Below are 18,199 nucleotides of genomic sequence, written 5' to 3' on the forward strand. Positions count from 1 at the left end.
CCCCTCTACCCCGCTCAGTCCCGGCACGCTCCAACGCGCAGGCTTCCCTCGTCACTGCTCGCTCCTCCGTCGCTGCGCGGGACACGCTCATGCCGCCTCCTGCTCGGTGAGCTGGGAGAGCACGATCTCCCGGTAGGTCTGGTTGTGCTCCATCAGCTCGGCGTGGGTGCCGGTGCCGACGACGCGCCCCTCGTCGAGCACCACGATGCGGTCCGCGCCCCGGATCGTGGACACCCGCTGGGCGACGATGACGACCGTCGCGTTCTCCGTCTCCTCCGCCAGCGCGGCGCGCAGCCGCGCGTCCGTGGCGTAGTCCAGCGCCGAGAAGGAGTCGTCGAAGAGGTAGACGGACGGCCTGCGGACCAGCGCCCGGGCGATCGCGAGCCGCTGCCGCTGGCCGCCGGAGACGTTCCCGCCGCCCTGCGCGATGGGGGCCTCAAGGCCGCCGTCCATGCGCTCGACGAAGTCGCGGGCCTGGGCGATCTCCAGGGCGCGCCACAGCTCCTCGTCGGTCGCGTCCGGCTTTCCGTACCGCAGGTTCGAGGCGACCGTGCCGGAGAAGAGGTACGGCTTCTGCGGGACCAGCCCGATGGTCTCGGCCATCACGACCGGGTCCATGTCCCGTACGTCCACCCCGTCCAGGTGCACACTGCCGTCGGTCGCGTCGAACAGCCGGGGCACCAGCCCCAGCAGGGTGGACTTGCCGCTGCCGGTCGAACCGATGACGGCCGTGGTCTGGCCGGGCCTGGCGACCAGGGAGACGTCGCGCAGCACGGGCTCCTCGGCGCCCGGGTAGCGGAACTCCACGCCCCGCAGCTCGAGCAGCCCCTCGCGCCGCAGCGGCGGGACGGGCTTCAGGGGCAGGGCGACGCTGGTCTCGGTCTCCAGCACCTCCTGGATGCGCTCGGCGCACACCTCGGCCCGCGGCACCATCATGAACATGAAGGTGGCCATCATCACGGCCATCAGAATCTGCATCAGATAGCTGAGGAACGCCGTCAGCGCGCCGATCTGCATGTCCCCGCTGTCGATGCGGTGCCCGCCGAACCAGACGACGGCGACGCTGGAGAGGTTCACCACCGTCATCACGGCGGGGAACATCAGCGCCATCAGCCGGCCGGCCTTCAGCGACACGTCGAACAGGTCGGTGTTGGCCCCGGTGAAGCGTTTCCGCTCGTGCTCGTCGCGGACGAAGGCACGGATGACGCGGATGCCGGTGATCTGCTCGCGCAGCACCCGGTTGACCGTGTCGATGCGCTCCTGGACGCCGCGGAACAGCGGACGCATCCGCCGCACGATCAGCGACACGATGACGCCCAGGACCGGCACGATGAGCAGCAGCAGCCCGGAGAGCGGAACGTCCTGGTTGAGCGCCATGACGACGCCGCCCACACACATGATCGGCGCCGAGACCATCAGGGTGAACGACATCAGGCACAGCATCTGCACCTGCTGCACGTCGTTGGTGGTGCGGGTGATGAGGGAAGGCGCGCCGAAGTGGCCCACCTCGCGGGCGGAGAAGGACTGCACACGGTCGAAGACGGCGGCGCGCACATCGCGGCCGAGCGCCATCGCCGTGCGGGCGCCGTAGTAGACGGCGCCGATGGAGCAGACGATCTGCGCCAGCGTGACGGCGATCATCACGCCGCCGACGCGCAGGATGTAGCCGGTGTCTCCCTTCACGACACCGTCGTCGATGATGTCCGCGTTGAGCGTCGGCAGATAGAGCGTCGCCAGCGTCTGCACCAGCTGCAGCACGACGATCACAGCGATCGATCGGGTGTAGGGCCTCAGGTATGCCCGTATAAGTCGGACCAGCACACCGGAACCCTAAGCGAGCACCCCGGGCCGCGACCGGCGATTTACCGGTCTGCCGCCGGACCCCGTCATCATGGGGGACGGCAGATGACGGAAGAGGGATCGCGATGGCGATGAAGAACACGGCGGGACCGCCGGCCGGCACCATCCGGTACTGGGCCGCGGCCAAGGCGGCCGCCGGCACCGCCGAGGAGCCGTACGCTGCGGCGACGCTCGCCGAGGCCCTGGACGCCGCCCGGCGGCGGCACGCCGCGCGGCCGGAGTTCGCGCGGGTGCTGGGGCGGTGTTCGTTCCTGGTCGACGGCGACCCCGTCGGCACCCGTGATCACAAGACGGTCCAACTGGCCGAGGGCGGCACGGTCGAGGTGCTCCCGCCGTTCGCAGGAGGGTGACCCCGACGTCATGAGCAACCACTACGACCCGTACGGGTCGGCGGAGCAGTCGCCCTACCAGCAGCCGTACCAGGGCCAGGAGGGCCAGCAGCACTACGAGGGTCAGCAGGGCTACGAGGGCTACGCCGGGCAGGAACAGCACGGCCATCAGCACGGCCAGTACGGCTGGCCTGGGTACGAGGGCGCCGCCGCGTCGTACGACGGGCAGCAGGCGTACCAGCACCCGCAGCAGCAGGCGTACCCCCAGCCCCAGGCGTACCCCCAGCAGCAGACATACCCGGAGCAGGGATACGCCCAGCAGGGACATGCCCAGCAGGGGTACGCCCAACAGGAGTACGCACAGCAGGGGTACGCCCAGCACGCCGAGCCGCAGCAATGGCACCCGCAGGACGGCCAGGGCCACCAGAGCGGCCAGGCGTACCAAGGCCCGGCGCAGCAAGGCCGGACGTACCAAGGCCAGACCCACCAAGGCCAGGCGTACCAGCAGCCGTACGCCCCCTCCTGGGACGGGGGCGGACAGCCGCGCCAGGGCCCCGGACCGGGCGGCTACGGGACGACCGACACCGTCCAGTTCGCGGCCGCGCCGCACCACGCCGCCCAGGCAGAGCCCATCGGTCCCAGGCCCACCGCGCCGGCCCGGCTCGTCCCCAACGCCGTCCCCGAGCCCGCCGCCGACCGTTCCGCCGCCGACCATTCCGCCGCCGCCCGTTCCGCCGAGGCAGCCGCGCCCGAGCCCGCCGCCAAGCCGCTCACCGCCGCGCAGCGGGCCCGCGCCGAGGGCCGCTCGCCGATCATCGCGCCGGGCCTGACGCCCGCCGCCCTGACCGCCGTGCTCGCCGCCCTCCTCGCGGTCACCGCGCCGCTGGCGCGGCCCGCCGTGGCCGTGGTCGTGGTGCTGCTGCAGGCGGTCACCGCGGCCGGCTGGTTCCGGCTCAACGGCATGTGGCCCGCCCGGCAGGGCATCGCGCTGGCCTTCGCGGGCGGCCTGGCCGCGGACATCGGCCTGCTGACCACCGAGCGCGCGCACGCCCCGACGGTGATCATGGGCACGCTCGGCGTATGGCTGCTGCTGGTGCTGATCCTCCAGCTGCGCAGCCACGCCTCGCCCGACGAGCGGCTGTACGGCCTGACGGCGACCGTCGCCTCGACCGCCGTAACCGTGATCGCGGCCGGGCACCTGGCCGCGGTGGCCGAGTCCTCGGACGCCGTCGTGGTGGGGGCGGCCGCCGTCGCGGTGGCGGCGCTCGTCCGGGCCCTGCCGCTGCCGGGCGCGGTCACCGTGGTGCTGGCCCTGGCGGCGTCCGCCGGAGCGGGCCTGGCGGCCACCCGGGTGACCGACACCGGCACCACCGGCGCCGTGTCGCTGGGCCTGGCGGCGGGGGTGTGCGCGCTGATCGGGCTGCGGGTGGCCAGCTACGACTATCCGTCCCGCTTCGTCCACATGACCGCGGGCGTCGCCCTCCCGCTCGCCGCCGCGGCCCCGGCGATCTATGTGATCGGCCGGGCGCTGGGGTGACCCGGACCTCGCCACGCGTGTGACCCGGCCCGGGCACGGGTGTGATCGGGCACGGGTGTGATCGGGCCCGCGTGTGATCGGGCACAGGTGTGACCCGGCCCGGGCACGGGTGTGATCCGGGCCTCGCCACCCGGCAAGTCCCACACCGCGGCGGTTAGGCTCGCAGCCTCAGGCGCCGGCCTGAGCCAGAGCATGGGGGACCCAACGCAATGCGCGCACTGAGAATCACACTGATCGTCTTCGTCGTCCTCGGCGTCCTGTTCGTCGCCGCGGACCGCCTGGCGGTCTACCTGGCGGAGTCCGAGGCCGCCGACAAGATCAAGAGCAGCCAGGGGCTGACCAGCACCCCGGACGTCTCGATCAAGGGCTTCCCCTTCCTGACCCAGGTCGCCGGCAAGGAGCTGGACGAGGTCGAGATCGGCATGGACGGGCTGACCACGGACGCGGGGGGCGGCCGTTCGGTGCGCGTCACCGAGCTGACGGCCACGCTGCACGACGTCCGGATATCCAGCAGCTTCTCGTCCGCCACCGCCGACAGCGCCACCGGGTCCGCGCACATCAGCTACGCGGACCTGTCCACGGCCGCGGGCCAGGGGATCACGGTCGGCTACGCCGGGGAGGACCAGTCGGGCCGCGGCCGCGTCAAGATCACCGGGCAGCTTTTGGGCTTCAGCGTCAGCACGCTCTCGACGGTCACCATCGTCAACGGCGACACGATCCGCCTGCACGCCGAGTCCGTCCCGGGCGGCAACATCCCCGGTGCGGAGCAAAAGGTCCGGCAGCGGACGGACATGGAGCGGAAGATCGACGGTCTGCCGACGGGCATGCGGCTGGACAAGGTGGAGACGACCAAGGATGGCATAGACGTGTCGGTGGTGGGTAAGAACGTCGAGCTGGCGGGCTGATCGCCCCGGCGGGGTCCACGACGAGACCCATAGCGGGCTCCGTGCCGAGATCCGTGCCGAGATCCGTGGCGGGGCCCATGACGAGGTCCATGGCGGGGCCCATGGCGAGGTCCTCGCCGAGAGATCCAGGGCGTCGTCCACGCACTGAGACGATCTCGCTCGCGCTGATGGACATCCGGGGGCGCCCGGCACCCCGCCGACCGCCCCACAGGGCGCCGCACGGCCACCCCATCCCACATTCCGGACAATCTCGTCTCACGATACGACACCCCGGTGACATGCCCGGCCGTCCGTCCCTACGATCGGACGCATGAAGCGACAGGCGGATCTCACGAAGCGGCGGGCAGTAGACCTGTGCCGCGTGGCCGCCATGCTCTGTCGCGCCGCCTGACGAGGACGCGCGGCCTGCCCGGCGTACGGCCCGCGCTCCTATCGGCCCGTCAGCCGAGCCCGCCCGACTCCGTTCCCGCGCCCGCTACCGAACCCCGCGTAGCCCGCGTTCCGACGCGTACCCGTACCGCCGCAACTGCCCCGGAGGAGAGAAACATGAGCCGCAGTGACGTCCTGGTGGACGCCGACTGGGTACAGGCCCGCATCGATGACCCCAAGACGGTCATCGTGGAGGTCGACGAGGACACCTCTGCCTACGACAAGAACCACATCAAGAACGCCATCCGCATCGACTGGAAGCAGGACCTCCAGGACCCGGTGCGCCGCGACTTCGTCGACCAGGCGGGCTTCGAGAAGCTGCTGTCCGAGAAGGGCATCGCCAACGACGACACGGTCGTGCTCTACGGCGGCAACAACAACTGGTTCGCGGCTTATGCCTACTGGTACTTCAAGCTCTACGGCCACCAGGACGTGAAGCTCCTCGACGGCGGCCGCAAGAAGTGGGAGCTCGACTCCCGCGACCTGGTCGCCGAGGTCCCGTCCCGGCCCAAGACCGAGTACAAGGCCAGGGCCCAGGACACCTCGATCCGCGCCTTCCGCGACGACGTCGTGGCGGCCATCGGCTCGCTGAACCTGGTGGACGTCCGCTCCCCCGACGAGTTCTCCGGCAAGCTGCTCGCCCCGGCGCACCTCCCGCAGGAGCAGTCGCAGCGGCCGGGCCACGTGCCGTCCGCCCGCAACATCCCGTGGTCGAAGTCCGCCAACGACGACGGCACCTTCAAGTCCGACGACGAGCTCAAGGCGCTCTACGAGGGCGAGGGCGTCGACCTGTCGAAGGACACCATCGCCTACTGCCGCATCGGTGAGCGCTCCGCTCACACCTGGTTCGTCCTGCACGAGCTGCTCGGCCAGCCGAACGTGAAGAACTACGACGGCTCCTGGACCGAGTACGGCTCGCTCGTCGGCGTGCCGATCGAGCTCGGCGCCAACGGCTGACCCTGCTCCCCTTCCCGAACGTCTCCCCCGAACGTCTCCCCCGAACGTAAGGACAGTCCCCATGTGTGGAGCAACGGCCGGCGGCCCCGACGCGTCGACCATCAAGCCCGGCGAAACCACGATCCAGGGCTCGGTGACCCGTAACGGCGAGCCGGTCACCGGCTACGTGCGGCTGCTGGACAGCACCGGCGAGTTCACCGCCGAGGTCCCCACCTCGGCGACCGGACAGTTCCGCTTCTACGCCGCCGAGGGCACCTGGACGCTGCGCGCCCTGGTCCCGGGCGCGACCGCGGACCGCACCGTCGTCGCCCAGAAGGGCGGCCTGGCGGAGGTCGCCATCGCGGTCTGATCGCCGGTCTGGTCGGCGGCCTGGTCGCCGGTCGGACCGCAGTCTGATCGCGGCCTGACCGCGGTCCAACCGGACCGTACGGACAGCGGCGCGGAACAGCGCGGAACAGCGCGGACAGCACGGCCGGAGGGCCGCACCCCGGGGTTGGACGCCTCGGCGGGGTGCGGCCCTCCGGGTCGTTCCGAGGTCGTTCCGAGTCCGAGGTCGTTCCGAGGTCGTTCCGAGGTCGTTCCGGGGTCGTTGCGGGGTCGTTTGCGGGGTCGTGGCGGGGCCCTTCCGGAGCCCTTCCGCCGCTGTCCACGTCTGTCCCGGGCGGCGCCCCGGACGTATCCTGGGGATATGTACGCGCGACGCCGCCACGCATACTTCATCCTGATGGGCGCGTGTCTGACGCTGTTCGTCTCGGCATGGGGATTCGTACGCCTGTGGTCCGTCCCGGCCGCGGTCGCCATGTGCGTCGTCGCCATGGTCATCCCCCCACTGGCCGCCATCGTGGCCAACCGCAAGGGGCCGGAGGACCGGTGGTGGGACGAGTCGGGCGACGAGGAGTCCGACCGGTGGTGGCGGGAGCTGGACGAGTACCACCACCGCCGCTAGGAGCGGCGGGAGCGGTGCCCAGCGGACGAGTGCTCCGTAGTCGTTGAGCGCTCACCAGCCGAGACGAGCCCCAGCAGCCCACAAGCGTCAGTAGACGAGCGCCTGCACGCCGTCCGGCATGATCTCGCTGACGAACACCTGCGCGCCCGCGATCCGGGCACCCTCGATGAGGTCCTTCTCCTCGATGTCCCGGCGGGCCGCGCACTGCGAGCACACCGTGATCGTGCCGCCCGCGAGGATGCCCTCGATCAGGTCCGGCAGCGGCGCGGCGTGCGGCAGCGCGAACTCGGCCGCGCGCCCCGGGAGCGCGAACCAGGTGGACTCCCCGGTCAGCCACAGCGACACCTCCACGCCGCTCGCGGCGGCCACCGCCGCGACCGTGAACGCCTGGGAGCACCGCTCGGGCGCGTCCGCGCCCGCCGTCACCTTGATCACCAGCTTCTTCGCCATGGGGCCAGCCTAGGCCGAGCGGGAGACCTCGAAGAGCCGGTCCGCGGACCGGCGACTAGACTCGGCCCCGGTCCATGACCGTTCCGCGAGTCCCACCGGAACACCCCACTCCTCCAAGGAGCGCGCTCGTGCTTGAGGCAGTCTTCACCACCCTGATGATCCTGGTCGTCGTCGCCACGCTCGGTTTCGCCGCGCTGACCTGGAAGAAGCTGTACCAGGGCCAGCGCTGACCCGCCCGGTTGCCCGGCACCCCGTCCGCCCCTCCCTTCCCTCCTCCCTCCCCACGGATCGCCTGAACTCATGATCGAGATCCCGTCCGACCTCCACCCGGACCTCGTGCCGCTCGCCTTCCTCCTCGGCAACTGGGAGGGCGCGGGCGTCTACGACTTCCCCGGGACCGAGAAGTGCAACTTCGGGCAGGAAGTGACCTTCACCCACGACGGGCGTGACTTCCTGGAGTACGTCTCGCACAGCTGGGTGCTCGACGGCGACGGCAAGAAGGTCCGCCCGCTGGAGACCGAGTCCGGCTACTGGCGGATCGGCGAGGACCGCAAGGTCGAGATCGTCATGATCCGCGACCAGGGCGTCGTCGAGGTCTGGTACGGCGAGCTGGCCGAGGGCAAGCCGCAGATCGACGTGGTGACCGACGCCGTGGCCCGTACGGCGGCCTCCGGGCCCTACTCCGGCGGCAAGCGGCTCTACGGCTACGTCAAGAGCGACCTGATGTGGGTCGGCGAGAAGGCCACCCCGGACGTGCCGCTGCGGCCGTACATGTCCGCGCACCTGAAGAAGGTCGTGGACCCGCGCGAATGGGCCAAGGACCTCAAGGACCTCCCGGACGACGGCATCGCCTTCTTCCGCTGACGCACGGGCGTCCGGGCCCCCGCCTACACTGGCACCGTGGCGACCACCGACTGGAAGACAGACCTGCGGGAGCGCGGCTATCGCCTGACGCCGCAGCGCCAGCTCGTGCTCGAGGCCGTCGACCACCTCGAGCACGCCACCCCGGACGAGATCCTCACCGAGGTGCGCCGCACCGCCAGCGGCGTCAACATCTCCACGGTCTACCGCACCCTGGAGCTGCTGGAGGAGCTGGGGCTGGTCAGCCACGCCCATCTCGGGCACGGCGCTCCCACCTACCACCTGGCCGACCGGCACCACCACATCCACATGGTCTGCCGGGACTGCACGGATGTGATCGAGGCCGATCTGTCGGTGGTCGAGCCGTTCACCCGGCAGCTTCGGGCGAGCTTCGGTTTCGACACCGACATGAAGCACTTCGCGATCTTCGGCCGCTGCGCCAAGTGCTCCGCCGCCCGCGCGGCCGACGGCCCCGGCCCGCGGGACGCCTCGGGGCCGGACCGCGCGGTCGAGTCCTAGGCCGGGCCGGGTCGTAGGCTGAGCGCATGAAGAGCCCTTTGCTGTCGCTGCCCGGCGCCGTCCCCGGCGAGGGCCCCGACGAAGGCGTCGCCGCGCACTACGGCGACCTGTTCCGCGAGCAGCGCACGCTCGCCGACGGCTCCGGCTTCGTGGACCTGTCGCACCGCGGTGTGGTCACGGTCAGCGGCCCGGACCGGCTGAGCTGGCTGCACCTGCTGCTCACCCAGCACGTGAGCGAACTCCCCGCCGGCCAGGCCACGGAGGCGCTGATCCTCTCCGCGCACGGCCACATCGAGCACGCGCTGTACATAGTCGACGACGGCGAGACCACCTGGGCCCATGTGGAGCCAGGCACCCAGGGCGAGCTGATCGCGTACCTGGAGAGCATGAAGTTCTTCTACCGGGTGGAGATCGCGGACCGCACCGAGGAGTTCGCGGTCGTGTACCTCCCGGCGGGCAGCATCGCCGAAACCCCCGAGGGCGCCGCGGTCCGCGAGACCCCGTACGGCCGGGACCTGTTCCTGCCCCGCGCCCAGCTGGAGTCCTTCGCCGCGGCGAGCGGTCCTCCGGCCGGGGTGCTGGCGTACGAGGCGCTGCGCGTCGAGGCGCACCGCCCGCGGGTCGGCCTGGAGACCGACCACCGGACGATCCCGCACGAGCTGGGCTGGATCGGCACCGCCGTGCACCTCCACAAGGGCTGCTACCGCGGCCAGGAGACCGTCGCCCGGGTGCAGAACCTGGGCAAGCCGCCCCGGCGGCTGGTCTTCCTCCATCTGGACGGCAGCGAGGTGGCCCTGCCCGGCCACGGCGCACCCGTGCGGCTCGCCTCGGACGGCGCGGAGGGACGCCCGCTGGGCTTCGTGACGACCTCGGCCCGCCACTATGAGCTGGGGCCGATCGCGCTGGCACTGGTCAAGCGGAACGTGCCCGTGGACGCGGCGCTGATCGCGGATACGACGGCCGCGGCACAAGAGGTCGTCGTCGAGCCGTAGCCCCACCGGCCGCCCGCCCAGCCGGCCGCCCGCCCAGCCGGCCGTCCGGCCATCCGGCACTGGCCGCCCGCCCAGCTGACCCCCTCGGCGCCGGCCTCCCGCCCCACCGGCCGCCCACGCCACCGGCCGCCCGCGCCCCCGCCGGGGCGCGCCTCAGACCTCGACCATCAGACCTCGACGATCAGACCTCGACGATCACCGTGAACGGGCCGTCGTTCGTGAGCGAGACCTTCATGTCCGCCCCGAACCGGCCCGTCTCCACCTGCGCGCCCAGCTCCCGCAACCGCGCCACGACCTCGTCCACCAGCGGCTCGGCGACCTCGCCCGGCGCGGCCGCGTTCCAGGTGGGCCGGCGGCCCTTGCGCGCGTCGCCGTAGAGCGTGAACTGGCTGATGACCAGCAGCGGGGCGCCCAGGTCCGAGCAGGACTTCTCGCCCTCCAGGATGCGCACGGACCACAGCTTGCGGGCCAGCTGCGCCGCCTTCTCCGGGGTGTCGTCGTGGGTCACCCCGACCAGGACGCACAGCCCCTGTCCGACGATCTCCCCGACCGTCTCGCCGTCGACGACGACGCTCGCCCCGTTCACTCTCTGTACCACAGCACGCATACGGTCAATCATGCCCTGACTCCTTCCGGGGCCGATCGGGTGGAAGCGCGCTGCGAACGAACCGCGCACAGTGGCACGATGCGTGCAGGCGGTGCGCAATGGGCACAACGCGATCAGCTCGCGTCGCACCGCATGGAGGGGACGGAAACCGCATGATCACATCCGGCACCGGGCAGCCGCCCGGGCCCGCACCAACGCGCCCGGAGGACGGCGACCTGCTCCGGGCGGCCACCGAGGCCCTGCAGCAGCCGGGCCTGCCCGCCATCCAGGCCATCCAGCCGGCTCGGCCGCCGAGCCAGCGCGGCGGCCGCCAGGCCGACTCGCTGCCGGGCTCGCTGCCCGGCCCGGCGACGCCGAGACCGGCCGGGCTGGGCCTGCCGGAGCTGCGGGCGCTGCGCCGCTCGGCGCAGCGCGAGGAGGCGGACCTGAGCTATGTGCGCAGGCTGCTGCAGGGCCGGATCGACATCCTCCGCGCCGAGCTCGACCGCCGCTCGGCCCCCGGCTCGCCGGCGGCGGAGGACCGCCCTCCGGCGGCGCTGGTGGACCTGCTGCCGGAGATCCTCGTCGACGGCCCGCCGGGGCACCGCTCCTCCGCCCGCCATGTGACGCTCGAGACTCCGCGCGGGGCGGAGTACCGGCGGCTGGCCGAGGAGACGCTGGCGGAGGTCGGCCTGTCCGACCTCGAGGCGCGTACGGACGAGGAGTTGGCCGACGCGATGGGCCGCCTCGTCGGGTACGAGCGGCAGGTCTCGCGGCGGCGGCGGGAGCTGCAGCGCACGGCGGACGACTGCGGTGCGGAGATCACCCGGAGGTACCGCGAGGGAGAGGCCCACGTGGACGACCTGCTCGCGTAAGCCGTCCGCGCCGGGCGTGATCGATATCCAGGTGCGCCCGGCGGCACCGGCCGCCTACCGTGGGGCCCATGGCTCCAGAGATCCGTACGGTCGCCGACTCCGACCTCGCCGACTGGATTCGCGCGCTCCACGCCGGCTTTCTGCGACCGCCGCAGGCGAGCAAGGAAGAGGTCGACATCCGGCGGGGGCTCATCGGCGGGGAACTGGACCGTGCGCAGGGGGCCTTCGACCGGGGGCGCTGTGTGGGCACCTTCCGCAGCTTCGCGCAGCGGCTCACGGCGGTCGGCGGGGCGGAGGTGGCGGCGGACGCCATCAGCAACGTGTCGGTCTCGCCCACCCACCGCCGCCAGGGGCTGCTCAGCCGGATGATGGAACGCGATCTGCGCGCGGCGAAGGAGCGCGGCGATGTGGTGGCGTCGCTGATCGCCGCCGAGTACCCGATCTACGGGCGGTACGGGTTCGGCCCGGCCACCTGGGTCACCGAGTGGCGGGTGGACGTGGCGCGCGCCGGGCTCGACGCGCGCTACTCGGGGCCCGCGTGCGGCGGCCGGGTGGACTTCGCCGACGGCGCCGAGATACGGGAGCTGGGCCCCGCGCTGCACGAGCGGCTGCGCGCCCGGCAGCCCGGGGTGATCGACCGCCCCGAGAAGTGGTGGCGGATCAACACCGGCCTGCTGTCCTTCCCCCACCAGCCGTGGACGGAGCCGTTCTACGTCCTGTACCGCTCCCCCGACGGCTCCGTGGACGGCCTGCTCGCCTACACCGCCAAGAACAAGTGGGAGGGCAAGCGGCCCCATGACACCGCCACGGTGCTCGGGATGATCGCGGTCAGCCCGGCCGCCGAGCGCGCGCTGTGGCACTTCCTGTTCTCCGTCGACTGGGTCACCCATGTCGCCACGGGCTACCGCCCCCCGGACGACGTGCTGCCGCTGCTCCTGGGCGACCCGCGGGCGGCCGAGGTCACCACGTACGCCGACTTCCTGTGGCTGCGGCCGCTGGACGTGCCCCGGATGCTGGAGACCCGTACATACCCCGTGCCGGGCTCGCTGGTCCTGGAGCTGCGCGACCGCGCGAGCCTGGCCGGCGGCCGCTATCTGCTGGACGCGGGGCCCGACGGGGCCACCTGCGCGCCGACCACCCGGTCCGCCGATCTGACCATGGACATCGGCGAGTTGGGAACGCTGTGGCTGGGCGACGAGTCCGCGGTGCGGCTCGCCGCGCTGGGGCGGGTCACCGAGGAGCGCGCGGGCGCCGCGGCGCTCGCGGACCTCCTGCTGCGCACCCCGCGCCGCCCGTGGTGCCCTGACATCTTCTGAGCGGGCCCCCGGCGTCACGCCCCCTACGGGTGGGCCAGCCCGCGCTACCGGGCCATGCTGGACCGCGACGGCTCGTCCGTCGCGCAGGCCACCGCGATACTGGGCGACGGATCCTCCGTCGAGCAGCAGTCGCGGGAGCCGGCCGACGCGGGGGCGACCGAGTCCATCGCCTCGCCGGTCGGCGCGTCCGGGGAACAGGCTTGCGCGCTCGCCTTTTTGGCGGAGCCGGCCGCGTCCTGATCGCCGATTCCACATACCCCGGGGCCGTCCGAATCGGAGCAGGACTTCAACAGCCGCCGGGCGCCCGCCCCCTGCTCGCCGAGCCGGTCGTACGGGTTCGCCAGAGCGCACTTGTTGATCGACAGGCAGCCGCAGCCGATGCACTCGGTGAGGCTGTCGCGCAGATTCGACAGCTGCTCGATCCGCTCGGTGAGGTCGGCGTGCCAGCACTCCGAGATCCGGGCCCAGTCCTCCCTGGTCAGGACGTGGTCCTGCGGGAAGAGCGAGAGCACCTCCCGGATCCTGGCCAGCGGGATGCCCACCCGCTGCGAGGAGCGGACGAAGGCGACCCGGCGCAGCGTGTCGCGGGTATAGCGGCGCTGGTTGCCGGAGGTGCGGCGGCTGTGGATGAGCCCTTCGCGCTCGTAGAAGCGCAGCGCGGAGGCCGGGACCCCACTGCGCTGGGACAGCTCACCGACCGTGAGTTCATGGGTCTTCCACGATATCTGGCTCATGGAAAACGAGCGTAGCTTGACTTCAACCAATGTTTAAGTCCCAGGCTGTGCTCATGGTTACAGCCACTGAGACAGCCGCAGCCCCCGTCACCCTCACCGACGCCGCCCCTGGCGCCAACCCCGACCCCGACCCGATCCGCCTCGCCGTCATCGTCGGCAGCACCCGCGAGGGCCGCTTCGGCCCGAAGGTCGCCGACTGGTTCACCAGCCGCGCCGCGCCCCGCGCGGACCTGCGCGCCGATGTGATCGACCTGGTCGACACCCCGCTGCCCGGGACCCTCAGCTACCGGCCGAGCCCGGAGGCCGCCGAGGCCCTGGCGGCCGTGGGGCCCCGGCTGGAGGCCGCCGACGCGTTCGTCGTGATCACCCCCGAGTACAACCACAGCTACCCGGCCTCACTGAAGAACGCCATCGACTGGCACTACACGCCCTGGCGGGCCAAGCCGGTCGGCTTCGTCTCGTACGGCGGGATCTCCGGCGGCCTGCGGGCGGTCGAGCACCTGCGGCTGGTCTTCGCCGAGCTGCACGCGGTCACCGTCCGCGACACGGTCAGCTTCCACAACGCGGGGGACCTCTTCGCCCCGGACGGCACGCTGAAGGACCCGGAGCGTCCCGAGGCGGCGGCCACGACCATGCTCGACCAGCTGGCCTGGTGGGCGCGGGGGCTGCGCGAGGCCCGCGCCGCCCGCCCGTACGACGCCTGACACCGGCCACCCGGCCAGCCTTCGTCCCCGCCTTCGTCCCCGCCCTCGTCCCCGTCCCCGCCCTCGCCCCCGCCCTCAGTCCACGACCAGCCCACGGGCCGGACCCGGACCGGCCCTGGAACAGCCCTCTGGCCAGATTCTTTCGCATCGCGGCCATACGGCCACTCGTTGGACCGGGGACCGTTTCCCCACCATGGTCCGCATGAATGTGTTGTGGATATTCGCCCATCCGGAAGGACGGTCGCTGAGCGGCGCCCTGCGGGACGAGGGGCTGCGGGCCCTGAGCGAGCTGGGCCACCAGGCCCGCGTCTCCGACCTGTACGCCATGCGCTGGAACCCGGTCGTCGAGGCCGCCGACTTCGGCCACGACCCGGCCGAACGCCTGGTCGTCAGCGCGGCCTCGCAGCGCGCCCACACCGCCGGGGAGCTGAGCGAGGACATCCGCGCCGAGCAGGAGAAGATCGCTTGGGCGGACGCGCTGATCGTGCAGTTCCCGCTGTGGTGGTACGGGATGCCCGCCATCCTCAAGGGCTGGTTCGACCGCGTCTTCGTCAAGGGCTTCGCGTACGGAGTCACCGACCCGAGCGGGCGCACGCTGCGGTACGGGGACGGCAGGCTGGCCGGGAAGCGCGCGATGGTCCTGCTGACGGCCGGGGCCCGCGAGCCGAGTCTCGGCCCCCGGGGGATCAACGGCCAGGTGGACCAACTGCTGTTCCCGCTGCAGCACGGCACGCTCTGGTACAGCGGGGCCTCCGTCCTGCCGCCGCTCGTCGTCCCCGGCGCGGACCGGGTCTCCGCGGAGGAGTTCCGGGCCCACGCCGGGCGGCTGCGGGAGCGGCTGGCCTCCCTGCCGACCGCGGAGCCGCTGCCCTTCCGGCGGCAGAACGGCGGGGACTACGACGAGGACCTGGTGCTCCGCCCCCACCTGGCGCCCGGCCGCACCGGCCTGGCCGTGCACTACGCGCCGGGCACCTGACCGGGCGGGGGTTGGCATGGGCCGGGGCCGGGTTGGAACGGGCCGGATTTGGATCGGGCCGGATTTGGATCAGGTGGGGGCGGGCCGGGTGGGGCGGATCAGATCGGGGGGATCAGATCGGGGGCCGGATCGGGTGGCCCCGGATCAGATCGGGAGGGGGCCGGACCGAGCGGGGACCGCGCCGGGCCGCAGGGCCCTGGCGATCAAGGCGCGTGGCGCCTGGCATCATCCGGCACATGCAACAGCGCAACTCCCGGCCGGATCAACCCAGTCCAGACCCCACACGCCCCGACCCCACACGCCCTAACTCCCCAGGCCCCGACCCCGCGCGCCCCAGCCCCACGCGCCGCGAACCCGCGCAGCGGCCGCGCTCGCGGTCGCTCGCGACCGGCCAGCGGTCCCTGGATGATCCCTCGATCGGTTATCCCCTGTGGCCGCCGCTCACCAGCGGCTGCCCGCGCACCTCCACCGCGGCCGTGGCGTACCCGCTGGAGGTGGACTACGCCTACGACCGGGTGCCCGCCGACCTGTTCGGACGCCCCGCGGCACACGGCCTGGAGCGCTGGGCGCCGCTGCTCCCACCGCTGGCCGCCCCCGGTCTCGGCGAGGGGAACACGCCGCTGGTCCAACTGGCCGACGGGGTCCATGTGAAGGACGAGTCGCGCAATCCCACCTGGAGCCACAAGGACCGCCTCAACCGCGTCGCCGTCAGCGCCGCCAAGGCGAGCGGGGCGCGGGGCGTCGTGGTGGCCTCGTCCGGCAACCACGGCGCCGCCGCGGCGGCTTACGCGGCCCGTGCCGGGCTGCCCTGCGCCGTGTTCGCCTCCCCCGACGCCCCGCCCGCCGTGGCCTCCTTCGTGCGGGCCTACGGGGCCGCGGTCCTCACCGTGCCCCGCGAGTCGGTGCCCGCGCTGGCGCGGCGCGTCATCGAGGAGTTCGGCTACCACCCCGTCAGCAGCTTCACCGAGACCGCCCACACCGGCCACCCCTTCGGACCCGAGGGCTACAAGACCGTCGCGTACGAGATCTTCCTCGATCTGGGCGAGGTCCCGGAGGCGGTGTATGTGCCCACCGGCTACGGCGAGTTGCTCTTCGGCGTCTGGAAGGGCTTCCACGAACTGACGCTGCTCGGCCTGGCCGACCGCACCCCGCGGCTGTACGCGTGCGAGCCCGCCGCCGGGGGCCCGCTGGCCACCGCGCTCCGCACCGGCCGCCCCGCCACCCGGGTCCCGGTCGGCCCGACCGAGGCGTACGGGATCTCCTGCGCCGTGGGCGGCTACCGCGGGGTGGTCGCCGTGCGCGAGAGCGGCGGCGCGGCGCTGACCGTCACCGACGAGCAGATGGCCGCCGCCCGAGCCGAACTCGTCGGCCAGGGCATGTGGGTGGAGCTGTCCTCGGCCGCCGGGCTCGCCGGGCTGCGCGCGCACCGGGACGCGTCCGGCCGTCCCGGGGAGGCCTCGGGGCCCGTGGTGTGCGTCGCCACCTCCAGCGGCTTCAAGGACAGCGCCACCGGCACCCGGAGCTATCCGCCGATGGCCGCCGACTGGGACACCGTCGCGGCCGCGCTACGCGATCTGCCCGGCTGAGCGGCTGAACAGCTGTGCGACTGAGCGGCTGTGCGGCTGAGCGGCTGAGCAGGGAGCGGCTGAACGGCTGAACAGCTGACCCGAACGCCGAAGCGTCGTCCGGGCGGCTACAGCGCGGCCAGGGCGGCCAGGATGTCGGCCGGTTCGGCGCGCGCCGTGTAGTCGGTGTCGACGAAGGCCCACCGGATCACCCCGTCGCGGTCGATCACATAGGTGGCGGGCACCGGAAGGGTGCGCGGATGGCCGCCGTTGCCGCGCTGCAGATCGAAGCCGAAGGAGTCGTACACGGCGGCGAGGTCGTCCGGCAGGTCGAAGGCGAGCCCGTACTGCTTGGCGGCGTCGGAGCCGATGTCGCTGAGGACGTCGAAGGCCAGCTCGTGCTTCTCGGTCAGCGACAGGGACTCGTCGGGGACCTGCGGCGAGACGGCCACCAGGCGCGCGCCGTGTGCGGTGATCTCGTCGTGGTGGCGCTGGAGGGCCCGCAGGGAGAGGTTGCAGTACGGGCACCAGGCGCCGCGGTAGAAGGTGAGGACGACCGGGCCGTCGGCGAGCAGGCCGTCCAGGGTGACCGTCCGCCCGGTCGCGGCGGGCAGCGCGAAGCGGGGCGCCCGGTCCCCCACGGCCAGGGCGCGGGCGGCCTGGCCGGATTCGGCGAGCTCGCGGCCGGCCCGCTCCATGACCTCCCGCGCCTCGGGCGGGATCTGCTGGTACCGGGCGTCGAAGAAGGCGCGCAGTTCGTCGTTGAGGCTCATCGGGGCCGTTCCTTCCGTCACTTCCGTCACTCGTCGCTTCCGCCGAGGATCTTGGAATGGTCGTTTCAAGATAGCGGGCGGACACGGACCCCGTCCATGGCCTGGGCGCGATATCTTGGAATCTCCATTTCAAGATGGCTAGGTCGAGACGGTGAGGAGGAACGACGTGCCGGACATCAAGCACTTCGATCCGGACGCGGTCCTCGAGACCGTCGTCCGGCTGTTCTGGCGGGAGGGCGTGGCCCGGACCGGGATCCAGGACGTGGTGACCGCGACCGGGCTCAACCGTTCCAGCCTGTACGCCACCTTCGGCGGCAAGCAGGAGCTCTACCGGGCCGCGCTGCGCCGCTATGTGGAGCAGTGGTCCCGGCCGGCGTTCCGCCAACTCGCCGAGGACGGGCGCGGCCTGCCGGCGATCGCCGAGTTCTTCGACGGGCTGATCGCGGTGCGGTGCTCCGGCGAGTACGCGCGGTGGGGTTGCATGGTCGTCAACGCGCAGGCCGGGGCCGAGAACGGCGACCCCGAGGTCGGCGCCCTCCTGGACCACCACCACGAGCAGCTGCGGGATGCCCTGCACACGGCGCTCACCGGTGCCGCCGCCCAGGGGCAGCTCGCCCCCGGCGCCGACCCGGGCTCCGCCGCCGACGTCCTGGCCCTGCTCGCCTACGGGGTGAACCTCCGCTCCCGCGCCGGAGCCGACGCCCGGGCCCTGAAGGCCACGGTAGCCACCGCCCTGAACGCCCTCGGCGCCCGGCCGGCGGCCTGAGAGCCCCGCCACCCGCGTGCCGGGGGCCGAGCGCGCCAACACCCGCGTGCCAGGGACCGAGCCCGCCCCCACCCACCTGCCAGGGACCGAGCCCGCCCCCACCCACCTGCCGCACTCGG

Annotated in this window: 21 protein-coding genes; 16 read left to right on the forward strand and 5 right to left on the reverse strand. The window is 72.6% G+C overall.

From position 1 onward, the window contains the following. Nucleotides 1–87: 87 nt before the first annotated feature. On the reverse strand, nucleotides 88–1,821 hold the full coding sequence (locus BBH68_RS10970; protein WP_065961199.1) for an ABC transporter ATP-binding protein: 1,734 nt from the start codon (nucleotides 1,819–1,821) through the stop codon (nucleotides 88–90). Between the two features lie 104 nt (nucleotides 1,822–1,925). On the opposite strand from BBH68_RS10970, the gene BBH68_RS10975 reads away from it, so the two are divergent. The 7 genes from BBH68_RS10975 to BBH68_RS11000 all read left to right on the forward strand — a co-directional run bounded on the left by BBH68_RS10975 (nucleotide 1,926) and on the right by BBH68_RS11000 (nucleotide 6,963). Next, a complete protein-coding gene (locus BBH68_RS10975) occupies nucleotides 1,926–2,210 on the forward strand; it encodes a MoaD/ThiS family protein (RefSeq protein WP_174589010.1) in 285 nt (94 codons plus the stop codon). A gap of 10 nt (nucleotides 2,211–2,220) precedes the next feature. Beyond that, entirely contained in the window at nucleotides 2,221–3,726 is a 1,506-nt protein-coding gene (locus BBH68_RS10980; protein ID WP_065961200.1) for a hypothetical protein, read from the forward strand. A 209-nt stretch (nucleotides 3,727–3,935) separates the two neighbouring features. Then, the gene (locus BBH68_RS10985; protein ID WP_065961201.1) at nucleotides 3,936–4,631 is read left to right on the forward strand and encodes an LmeA family phospholipid-binding protein; all 696 of its coding nucleotides are present in this window, start codon (nucleotides 3,936–3,938) and stop codon (nucleotides 4,629–4,631) included. 310 nt (nucleotides 4,632–4,941) lie between these two features. Continuing rightward, on the forward strand, nucleotides 4,942–5,022 hold the full coding sequence (locus BBH68_RS44470; protein ID WP_352133573.1) for a putative leader peptide: 81 nt from the start codon (nucleotides 4,942–4,944) through the stop codon (nucleotides 5,020–5,022). A gap of 155 nt (nucleotides 5,023–5,177) precedes the next feature. Beyond that, complete coding sequence (locus BBH68_RS10990; RefSeq protein WP_065961203.1) at nucleotides 5,178–6,017, forward strand: sulfurtransferase; 840 nt, start codon at nucleotides 5,178–5,180, stop codon at nucleotides 6,015–6,017. A gap of 61 nt (nucleotides 6,018–6,078) precedes the next feature. Continuing rightward, nucleotides 6,079–6,366, forward strand: a complete 288-nt coding sequence (locus BBH68_RS10995; protein ID WP_065961204.1) for a DUF1416 domain-containing protein — start codon at nucleotides 6,079–6,081, stop codon at nucleotides 6,364–6,366. Between the two features lie 339 nt (nucleotides 6,367–6,705). Continuing rightward, nucleotides 6,706–6,963 (forward strand): DUF3099 domain-containing protein, encoded by a 258-nt coding sequence (locus BBH68_RS11000; RefSeq protein ID WP_065961205.1) that lies wholly within the window; start codon nucleotides 6,706–6,708, stop codon nucleotides 6,961–6,963. 87 nt (nucleotides 6,964–7,050) lie between these two features. On the opposite strand, the gene BBH68_RS11005 is transcribed toward BBH68_RS11000, so the two are convergent. Next, nucleotides 7,051–7,413, reverse strand: a complete 363-nt coding sequence (locus BBH68_RS11005) for a DsrE family protein (protein ID WP_065961206.1) — start codon at nucleotides 7,411–7,413, stop codon at nucleotides 7,051–7,053. 300 nt (nucleotides 7,414–7,713) lie between these two features. On the opposite strand from BBH68_RS11005, the gene BBH68_RS11010 reads away from it, so the two are divergent. The 3 genes from BBH68_RS11010 to ygfZ are packed head-to-tail and all read left to right on the forward strand — an operon-like array spanning nucleotide 7,714 to nucleotide 9,785. After that, nucleotides 7,714–8,277 (forward strand): heme-binding beta-barrel domain-containing protein, encoded by a 564-nt coding sequence (locus BBH68_RS11010; RefSeq protein WP_065961208.1) that lies wholly within the window; start codon nucleotides 7,714–7,716, stop codon nucleotides 8,275–8,277. Nucleotides 8,278–8,313: 36 nt separating this feature from the next. Next, nucleotides 8,314–8,793, forward strand: coding sequence for a Fur family transcriptional regulator (locus BBH68_RS11015; RefSeq protein WP_065961209.1), 480 nt, complete (start codon nucleotides 8,314–8,316; stop codon nucleotides 8,791–8,793). 26 nt (nucleotides 8,794–8,819) lie between these two features. Beyond that, on the forward strand, nucleotides 8,820–9,785 hold the full coding sequence (ygfZ, locus tag BBH68_RS11020; RefSeq protein WP_065961210.1) for a CAF17-like 4Fe-4S cluster assembly/insertion protein YgfZ: 966 nt from the start codon (nucleotides 8,820–8,822) through the stop codon (nucleotides 9,783–9,785). 181 nt (nucleotides 9,786–9,966) lie between these two features. On the opposite strand, the gene dtd is transcribed toward ygfZ, so the two are convergent. Beyond that, on the reverse strand, nucleotides 9,967–10,392 hold the full coding sequence (gene dtd / locus BBH68_RS11025; protein WP_065961212.1) for a D-aminoacyl-tRNA deacylase: 426 nt from the start codon (nucleotides 10,390–10,392) through the stop codon (nucleotides 9,967–9,969). Between the two features lie 152 nt (nucleotides 10,393–10,544). On the opposite strand from dtd, the gene BBH68_RS11030 reads away from it, so the two are divergent. Both BBH68_RS11030 and BBH68_RS11035 read left to right on the forward strand, forming a co-directional pair. Continuing rightward, nucleotides 10,545–11,246 carry an RsiG family protein gene (locus BBH68_RS11030; RefSeq protein ID WP_065961214.1) on the forward strand — a complete coding sequence of 234 codons (702 nt, stop codon included), beginning with the start codon at nucleotides 10,545–10,547 and terminating at the stop codon, nucleotides 11,244–11,246. Between the two features lie 68 nt (nucleotides 11,247–11,314). Then, nucleotides 11,315–12,562, forward strand: a complete 1,248-nt coding sequence (locus tag BBH68_RS11035; protein ID WP_065961215.1) for a GNAT family N-acetyltransferase — start codon at nucleotides 11,315–11,317, stop codon at nucleotides 12,560–12,562. A gap of 44 nt (nucleotides 12,563–12,606) precedes the next feature. Here BBH68_RS11035 and soxR read toward each other — a convergent pair whose 3' ends face one another. After that, the gene (gene soxR, locus BBH68_RS44230; protein WP_065961217.1) at nucleotides 12,607–13,296 is read right to left on the reverse strand and encodes a redox-sensitive transcriptional activator SoxR; all 690 of its coding nucleotides are present in this window, start codon (nucleotides 13,294–13,296) and stop codon (nucleotides 12,607–12,609) included. A 53-nt stretch (nucleotides 13,297–13,349) separates the two neighbouring features. Between soxR and BBH68_RS11045 the strand changes: the two genes are divergently transcribed. From BBH68_RS11045 to BBH68_RS11055, 3 genes are all read left to right on the forward strand, one after another. Then, entirely contained in the window at nucleotides 13,350–14,000 is a 651-nt protein-coding gene (locus BBH68_RS11045; protein WP_065961226.1) for an NADPH-dependent FMN reductase, read from the forward strand. Between the two features lie 202 nt (nucleotides 14,001–14,202). Further along, on the forward strand, nucleotides 14,203–14,976 hold the full coding sequence (locus tag BBH68_RS11050) for an NAD(P)H-dependent oxidoreductase (RefSeq protein ID WP_065961228.1): 774 nt from the start codon (nucleotides 14,203–14,205) through the stop codon (nucleotides 14,974–14,976). A 476-nt stretch (nucleotides 14,977–15,452) separates the two neighbouring features. Next, nucleotides 15,453–16,562, forward strand: coding sequence for a threonine synthase (locus tag BBH68_RS11055; protein WP_245737998.1), 1,110 nt, complete (start codon nucleotides 15,453–15,455; stop codon nucleotides 16,560–16,562). A gap of 107 nt (nucleotides 16,563–16,669) precedes the next feature. Here BBH68_RS11055 and BBH68_RS11060 read toward each other — a convergent pair whose 3' ends face one another. Continuing rightward, on the reverse strand, nucleotides 16,670–17,314 hold the full coding sequence (locus tag BBH68_RS11060; protein WP_065961219.1) for a peroxiredoxin-like family protein: 645 nt from the start codon (nucleotides 17,312–17,314) through the stop codon (nucleotides 16,670–16,672). Nucleotides 17,315–17,480: 166 nt separating this feature from the next. Between BBH68_RS11060 and BBH68_RS11065 the strand changes: the two genes are divergently transcribed. Then, nucleotides 17,481–18,080, forward strand: a complete 600-nt coding sequence (locus tag BBH68_RS11065; protein ID WP_065961220.1) for a TetR/AcrR family transcriptional regulator — start codon at nucleotides 17,481–17,483, stop codon at nucleotides 18,078–18,080. Nucleotides 18,081–18,199: the final 119 nt, after the last annotated feature.

Origin of the sequence: Streptomyces sparsogenes (assembly GCF_001704635.1) — a bacterium.
GTDB lineage: Bacteria > Actinomycetota > Actinomycetes > Streptomycetales > Streptomycetaceae > Streptomyces > Streptomyces sparsogenes.

Excerpts from the sequence above, each read along its gene's own strand:
- BBH68_RS10975 (WP_174589010.1), top strand. The coding sequence starts at position 1,926 with ATGGCGATGAAGAACACGGCGGGACCGCCGGCCGGCACCATCCGGTAC.
- BBH68_RS10980 (WP_065961200.1), top strand. The coding sequence starts at position 2,221 with ATGAGCAACCACTACGACCCGTACGGGTCGGCGGAGCAGTCGCCCTAC.
- BBH68_RS10985 (WP_065961201.1), top strand. The coding sequence starts at position 3,936 with ATGCGCGCACTGAGAATCACACTGATCGTCTTCGTCGTCCTCGGCGTC.
- BBH68_RS44470 (WP_352133573.1), top strand. The coding sequence starts at position 4,942 with ATGAAGCGACAGGCGGATCTCACGAAGCGGCGGGCAGTAGACCTGTGC.
- BBH68_RS10990 (WP_065961203.1), top strand. The coding sequence starts at position 5,178 with ATGAGCCGCAGTGACGTCCTGGTGGACGCCGACTGGGTACAGGCCCGC.
- BBH68_RS10995 (WP_065961204.1), top strand. The coding sequence starts at position 6,079 with ATGTGTGGAGCAACGGCCGGCGGCCCCGACGCGTCGACCATCAAGCCC.
- BBH68_RS11000 (WP_065961205.1), top strand. The coding sequence starts at position 6,706 with ATGTACGCGCGACGCCGCCACGCATACTTCATCCTGATGGGCGCGTGT.
- BBH68_RS11005 (WP_065961206.1), bottom strand. The coding sequence starts at position 7,413 with ATGGCGAAGAAGCTGGTGATCAAGGTGACGGCGGGCGCGGACGCGCCC.
- BBH68_RS11010 (WP_065961208.1), top strand. The coding sequence starts at position 7,714 with ATGATCGAGATCCCGTCCGACCTCCACCCGGACCTCGTGCCGCTCGCC.
- ygfZ (WP_065961210.1), top strand. The coding sequence starts at position 8,820 with ATGAAGAGCCCTTTGCTGTCGCTGCCCGGCGCCGTCCCCGGCGAGGGC.
- dtd (WP_065961212.1), bottom strand. The coding sequence starts at position 10,392 with ATGCGTGCTGTGGTACAGAGAGTGAACGGGGCGAGCGTCGTCGTCGAC.
- BBH68_RS11030 (WP_065961214.1), top strand. The coding sequence starts at position 10,545 with ATGATCACATCCGGCACCGGGCAGCCGCCCGGGCCCGCACCAACGCGC.
- BBH68_RS11035 (WP_065961215.1), top strand. The coding sequence starts at position 11,315 with ATGGCTCCAGAGATCCGTACGGTCGCCGACTCCGACCTCGCCGACTGG.
- soxR (WP_065961217.1), bottom strand. The coding sequence starts at position 13,296 with ATGAGCCAGATATCGTGGAAGACCCATGAACTCACGGTCGGTGAGCTG.
- BBH68_RS11045 (WP_065961226.1), top strand. The coding sequence starts at position 13,350 with ATGGTTACAGCCACTGAGACAGCCGCAGCCCCCGTCACCCTCACCGAC.
- BBH68_RS11050 (WP_065961228.1), top strand. The coding sequence starts at position 14,203 with ATGAATGTGTTGTGGATATTCGCCCATCCGGAAGGACGGTCGCTGAGC.
- BBH68_RS11060 (WP_065961219.1), bottom strand. The coding sequence starts at position 17,314 with ATGAGCCTCAACGACGAACTGCGCGCCTTCTTCGACGCCCGGTACCAG.